This window comes from Haloimpatiens lingqiaonensis (assembly GCF_901447495.1).
Classification (GTDB): Bacteria; Bacillota; Clostridia; order Clostridiales; family Clostridiaceae; genus Haloimpatiens; species Haloimpatiens lingqiaonensis.
On sequence record NZ_CABDWS010000119.1, the window covers coordinates 1 to 5,744 of the forward strand.

The 5,744-nt window shown below is 28.8% G+C and carries 6 protein-coding genes, 4 tRNA genes and 1 pseudogene; 3 read left to right on the top strand and 8 right to left on the bottom strand.

Annotated features, from left to right (window positions below; all coding sequences use genetic code 11):
- Positions 1-280: 280 nt before the first annotated feature.
- Positions 281-523, bottom strand: coding sequence for a hypothetical protein (locus FGK85_RS14335; RefSeq protein ID WP_171011444.1), 243 nt, complete (start codon positions 521-523; stop codon positions 281-283).
- 279 nt (positions 524-802) lie between these two features.
- Positions 803-991 (bottom strand): helix-turn-helix transcriptional regulator, encoded by a 189-nt coding sequence (locus FGK85_RS14340; RefSeq protein WP_138207760.1) that lies wholly within the window; start codon positions 989-991, stop codon positions 803-805.
- Between the two features lie 137 nt (positions 992-1,128).
- Here FGK85_RS14340 and FGK85_RS14345 point away from each other — a divergent pair, with 137 nt between their 5' ends.
- The 3 genes and pseudogenes from FGK85_RS14345 to FGK85_RS14355 all read left to right on the top strand — a co-directional run bounded on the left by FGK85_RS14345 (position 1,129) and on the right by FGK85_RS14355 (position 3,500).
- Positions 1,129-1,833: a helix-turn-helix domain-containing protein gene (locus FGK85_RS14345; RefSeq protein WP_138207762.1), complete on the top strand. Its 705-nt coding sequence runs from the start codon at positions 1,129-1,131 to the stop codon at positions 1,831-1,833.
- Between the two features lie 79 nt (positions 1,834-1,912).
- A complete protein-coding gene (locus FGK85_RS14350; RefSeq protein WP_171011445.1) occupies positions 1,913-2,494 on the top strand; it encodes a Uma2 family endonuclease in 582 nt (193 codons plus the stop codon).
- Between the two features lie 107 nt (positions 2,495-2,601).
- A pseudogene (locus FGK85_RS14355) lies at positions 2,602-3,500 on the top strand (tyrosine-type recombinase/integrase).
- 104 nt (positions 3,501-3,604) lie between these two features.
- Here FGK85_RS14355 and FGK85_RS14360 read toward each other — a convergent pair.
- The 6 genes from FGK85_RS14360 to FGK85_RS14385 form a co-directional block, all read right to left on the bottom strand.
- Positions 3,605-3,681: transfer RNA gene (locus tag FGK85_RS14360), tRNA-Arg, on the bottom strand.
- A 201-nt stretch (positions 3,682-3,882) separates the two neighbouring features.
- A complete protein-coding gene (locus FGK85_RS14365; protein WP_138207764.1) occupies positions 3,883-4,401 on the bottom strand; it encodes a GNAT family N-acetyltransferase in 519 nt (172 codons plus the stop codon).
- 196 nt (positions 4,402-4,597) lie between these two features.
- Positions 4,598-4,688 (bottom strand) — tRNA-Ser (locus tag FGK85_RS14370).
- A 26-nt stretch (positions 4,689-4,714) separates the two neighbouring features.
- Positions 4,715-4,805: transfer RNA gene (locus FGK85_RS14375), tRNA-Ser, on the bottom strand.
- Positions 4,806-4,877: 72 nt separating this feature from the next.
- Positions 4,878-4,968 (bottom strand) — tRNA-Ser (locus FGK85_RS14380).
- A 234-nt stretch (positions 4,969-5,202) separates the two neighbouring features.
- Positions 5,203-5,744: transposase (locus tag FGK85_RS14385; protein ID WP_243122785.1), on the bottom strand; the 542-nt coding region annotated here is incomplete at its 5' end.

The following is a 5,744-nucleotide window of genomic DNA, read 5'->3' on the forward strand; positions in this document are numbered from 1 at the left end:
AACATATATATTACTTGATAACTGCAAATTAAACTTTAACAGCCATGAAATGTGCCTCAATAATTAAATACATTTCCCTAGTTGTTTAATTTAGCATTAAAATTCTATTAAATATATTATCGGCTAAATATCTAATTTGTTTACTTTTATTTAATATTTTACTTTTTTATTGATAATGTATTGAATAACTAGCTCTATATACCTAACGACACATTAACGACAAAATGCATTTTAACCACAACTTAAAATAAATATCCACCAGCTTAGCTGGTGGTTTTTCTTAAGCCCTATAAGGGCATTTTACCACTAACATAATGTCATTTTGATATTTTCCCCAGTTTTCAATGGTTACAATAGAAAATTTGTTGTTGGACTTTATATTCATAGTGCCACTACGTTCTAAAAGTTTTAAATAATCCCATGCAGTAGATGGTGGCATATTTAATTCTATTCCGGCTTTTAGTCTGCCTGTAACAAATTGCCCAGGTTCTAATGGTACAGATTGTCTACCTACCATTTGCATATGATTAGTATGACTCGCTTTGCATAAACACCAAATAAACACTTTTAATAGCTTTTCATTATAGAACACATCGCTTTGAAGTAATTCTCTGTAAAGTTTTATCCATATTATGATGAACCCCTTAGCCTCCAGTGGGTTTTACCTGGAGCTTAACCTATACATCTTCTTAGGACTAGCGAAGTATGATTTTATGCTAGAACTTGACTAATAAATTATTAATGATATACCTAATCACACATTATTTTTAAAAAATATAACTGTAATTTAAAATTTTTTTAATTATTCTTCTGAAAAAAATAATTCTTCTACTGTAGAATCTAGTGCTACAGCTATCTTTTTCATTAGACTAAGCCTTATGTCATATTCACCCTTTTCAATTTTTACTAAAGTTGCCTTAGAAATGCCTAACGTCTTTGCAAAATCCTGTTGTTTTATTCCTTTTTCTATTCTTTTAAGTTTTACGTTCACTATTTCACCCCTGTATATACTTTTGTATCGGTTAATTAAATATTATTATACTTTTGTATCGTTATCAATTCTTTTTTATTTTTTTAGTATACTTTTGTATCGTTTTTGTGATAATATATTTTTAGGAGGTATGTTTTATGAATATTGGAGATAAAATTAGAAACCTAAGAAATGATAAAAACTTAACTCAGAAAGAATTAGCTACTGCCGCTGGAATATCTGAAATTTCAATAAGGAAATATGAAAATGGTGATAGAAAACCTAAATTTGAAACTCTACAAAAAATAGCAGGTGCTTTGAATGTATCAATACATCAAATAAATAATACAAACTCCTTAACTTTTAAATTAATAGATTTATTAACTTTGGAATTACATGAAAACGCACTAGATAACATCCAAAATAACACAGGAATTAAAAAAGAATTAATTAATGATATCATTAATCACCCATATAAGGATTTATCAATAAATGATCAACAAAATTTATTAAAATACTTATATAAGGTAAATGAAAATACGTGTAAAAAATTCTGTGATGATTATTGGTGTTATGGTGAATTAGAATTAACAGAATTAATGCTTGATATAATAAAACCTACTAATCTTAAAATTGAGCCTATGATAGTTTCTGCTCAATATATTTTTGATAGAGATGCTTTTTATAACATTATAAAAACGAGAATATTAGATATTTCTAATCATTACGGAATAGATATTACAGAAGATGAAATAAAAAATATTATTAATCAAGTTGACGATATAATCTATTTTGAATTATTTAAAAAACATAATAAGAAACCTAATTTTTATGATGAAAGGCAAAATGAAAGCAACAAATAACTTCGCAACATCTGGCGAAATGTAGTTACTACCCCACCATTCAAAGTAACCACAAATAAATCAATAGGAGGTAAAAATAATGATTAACAATACTATTCAAAATAAAGTTTACACCTATGCTGATTACAAAACCTTTTCGGAGAATGAACCAATAGAAATTATAGAGGGGGAAATTTACAACATGGCTCCACCACCTTCAAGAATACATCAAAAATTAATTAATGAACTATCTTATGTTATAAACCACTATATAAAATCTAATAATGGCCCATGTGAATTATACACAGCTCCATTTGATGTACTACTAAAGAATGATAATGAACCATTAGACAGTTGTAAGAATGTTGTGCAACCAGACATATCAGTTATATGCGATAAGAATAAATTAACTGATAAGGGCTGCACTGGTGCCCCTAATATGATAATTGAAATAGTATCACCTTATAACCCTAGTAATGACTATATAAAAAAGGCTTACTTGTATGAAAAATATGGTGTTAGTGAATACTGGATAGTAAACCCTATGAACAAAACAATACTTGTATATAACCTTGATGAAAATAAGGAATATGGCTCTCCAGAAATGTATAATTTCACCCATAGGATTAAGGTAAATACATTTAACAATTTAGAAATAGATTTCCATTCATTTAATTTATAATTGGGTATTTGCAAAATACAAATCCCTATAACTAATGTAACGAGGCAACCATCAAATAGTTGCAAATTAGGAGGTGATCCATTGGCTAAAACATAATATAAGAAAAAATAAAAAACGGTAAAGAGTATTATTTCTATAGACTAAGACATAAGAATCTTACAAAACCCAAAGACATATATGGTATTACTGTAAAAGAGCTTGAATCAAAAATAAAAGCGTATCTGTTATAAATAACCTTAATAAAGTAATAGCTCCATGTATTAGATATGCATATAATAACAATAGAATCATAAAAGACTTTTCAAAAGCTATTGTATTACCTAATGAAAAAGAAAAAGAAAAATTAAATAAAATTAGTGAAGTAAAACCTTTTAGCCTAGAAGAACAATTAAAATTTATGAAATTTATAAAAGGGCATGAATTAGAAATGCTATTTCTTACTGCTATTGATACAGGATTAAGACAAGGGGAATTATTTGCCCTTACCTGGAAGGATATAGACTTTGATAATGCTTGTATTAATGTAAATAAAACTTATAAAACTGTAAGAAATATAGATACTGGCAAATACGAGGGGATTATCCAAACTCCTAAGACTAATAATAGTATTAGAGTTGTACCCATTCCAACCCATTTAATTAATAAACTAAAACAATATAGATTATCCCAAAAGAAGTTAAAATTAAAAATGGCTAATCTATATCATGATAACAATCTAGTATTTTGTAATGAGTTTGGGAACCATTTAGATAGCAGTAATATTCTTAAAAAGTTTAAAAAGATACTTACTGCCGCAGGAATTGAAAATAGAAAATTCCATGACTTAAGGCACACATACGCTACACGTTTATTTGAATTAGATGAAAACCCTAAAACAGTGCAAAATTTACTTGGCCATAGTAATATATCCATTACCTTAGATACCTATACTCATGTACTGGATAAAATGAAAGAAAAAGTAGCGTCAAAGTTAAATGATCTATATGTAAATATGGGGGTAAAATAACCCTCTTTTTTTTATTAAAAATCTATAAGGGGCAAAATGAGGGGCAAATTTATATTTATCAAAAAAATAAAAACCGCTGAAACCTAATAATTTCAACGGTTGTATGGTGCGTCAGAGAAGATTCGAACTCCCGACCAACTGGTTCGTAGCCAGCTACTCTATCCAACTGAGCTACTGACGCAAAATATTAAACTTTAAATTTAAAGCATTATAATATTATCATATTATGAAGAAAAAATCAAACTTTTTTTATAAAAATATTATAAACTTACTCTTCCCTAAAGTAAAAAAAATTATCATCTTATAAATTTAATTATAAATCCCCTGTTAAATAAGCTCCCACTTGCTTAGAACAAAATGAGAGCTTCTCTATTAAAATATATTATTCTTTAAAATCTTCTTTTAGTATTCCCATAATAACTACATTAGTGTATTTACCATGAATAAAATATCTATTTCTTTTTCTTCCTTCTTCCTGAAATCCACACTTTTTATAGCAATTTATAGCCTTTTCATTTAAATCAACTACTTCTAATTCTACCCTCATTGCTCCCCTATCTAAAAATAAATAATTCAATAAGGTATTTACAGAATCCTGACCATAACCCTTACTCCAAAAATTTTTGCCTATTGTTATACCTATGGAGTAAACATTTATACTGTCCTTGCACTCTCTATATGTCATATAACCTATAACAAGTCCCTTTTCATTAACTATTGTTAAATACTTAGTGCTTCCCGATGTAAGTTCGTTAAAATTTTCTATAATATAGTCTTTTCCAGGTAATATAAGATATGCTCCGTCAAATTCCCTCACTTCTCTATCACATAATATATTATATATAGTAGGTACTTCTTTTTTCTCCATGGACTTTAGTATAACTTTTTTCCCTTTTAGCATAATATCCCCTTCTTAAATTATATTTATAATATGGTTTAATTATACCTCTTTAAGGAAAATCATTCAACTTATAATAGGGTTATTAATACCCTAAACTTAGGGGATTTATAAAATTATAATCATATTTTAACTTTTTAGAAGCTTTTAGCTTGGTTTTTCAAAAAAATAAAAACACCTAACTAAAAGTTAGATGTTTTGGCGGAGAAACCGGGATTTGAACCCGGGCGCCAGTTACCCGACCTACGCCCTTAGCAGGGGCGCCTCTTCAGCCACTTGAGTATTTCTCCATGCCCTCAAAATTATTATTAAATTATGGCGGAGAGATAGGGATTCGAACCCTAGGTGCGCTTCCACGCACGCCGGTTTTCAAGACCGGTGCCTTAAACCAACTCGACCATCTCTCCAAGTTGTGACAATGAATATTATAATAAATATACATTGAATTGTCAATGATTTTTTAATTTATATATTAAATATGGCGGAGAGATAGGGATTCGAACCCTAGGTGCGCTTCCACGCACGCCGGTTTTCAAGACCGGTGCCTTAAACCAACTCGACCATCTCTCCGAGTCTCACGACAATGATTATTATAATAAATATTCTTCCTCTTGTCAACACATTTTTATAATATACAGAGATTTAGCACCTAAATTCCAGTAAAAATTTTATTTTTACTGGAATTGTATCTTTTTACACTTACTTAAAGGGCTGGTAAGCCCGCAGACCGTTAGGTCGCAAAAATAATTACACTATCCCCTACCCCAAGAAATCTTTAAAATCAATTTCCAGTTTTATATTTGATTAAGTTTTTACAAATAGTGGGTTATGCCAACCATTTTCTATAATAAATCTTTCATCTCTTATATCTTCAATAACATCTATTTGGAGCATATATTTCTTTCTAAAATTTCTTATACACCTAAAAAAATATAATTGCATTAGATTAAATGCTATTATTATAAACATTAATACTGTTTCTATGCCCGTAGGGCTATGAAGAAAACAATGATTCAAATGCCATTCTGTTTTTAACTGATGAAAAGCATTATTTTCAATGTCCCACCTTTTATGCATTATTTCCCATAAAGTTTCTACCGACGTTAATTTATCCGTCGTTATAATCCATGACTCTTTAATTTCCATTTTATCTCCATTATATATTTCTTCTATAAACTTTATAAACCTTACTTTTATTTCTGAATCAGCCATTTCAAAATTATCTTCATCCCAAGCTTTTATCTTTAAATAATTTTTATTTTTTTTATTAACTATCCATTCTTTATCTGCCTCACGGCACTTAAATAAAGCTAGTGCATCTTTTACAATATGAAGTCGTTCATCTT

Coding starts and splice junctions, on each gene's coding strand:
- FGK85_RS14365 (WP_138207764.1), bottom strand. CDS start 4,401: ATGCTAAAAGGGAAAAAAGTTATACTAAAGTCCATGGAGAAAAAAGAA.
- FGK85_RS14350 (WP_171011445.1), top strand. CDS start 1,913: ATGATTAACAATACTATTCAAAATAAAGTTTACACCTATGCTGATTAC.
- FGK85_RS14345 (WP_138207762.1), top strand. CDS start 1,129: ATGAATATTGGAGATAAAATTAGAAACCTAAGAAATGATAAAAACTTA.
- FGK85_RS14335 (WP_171011444.1), bottom strand. CDS start 523: ATGCAAATGGTAGGTAGACAATCTGTACCATTAGAACCTGGGCAATTT.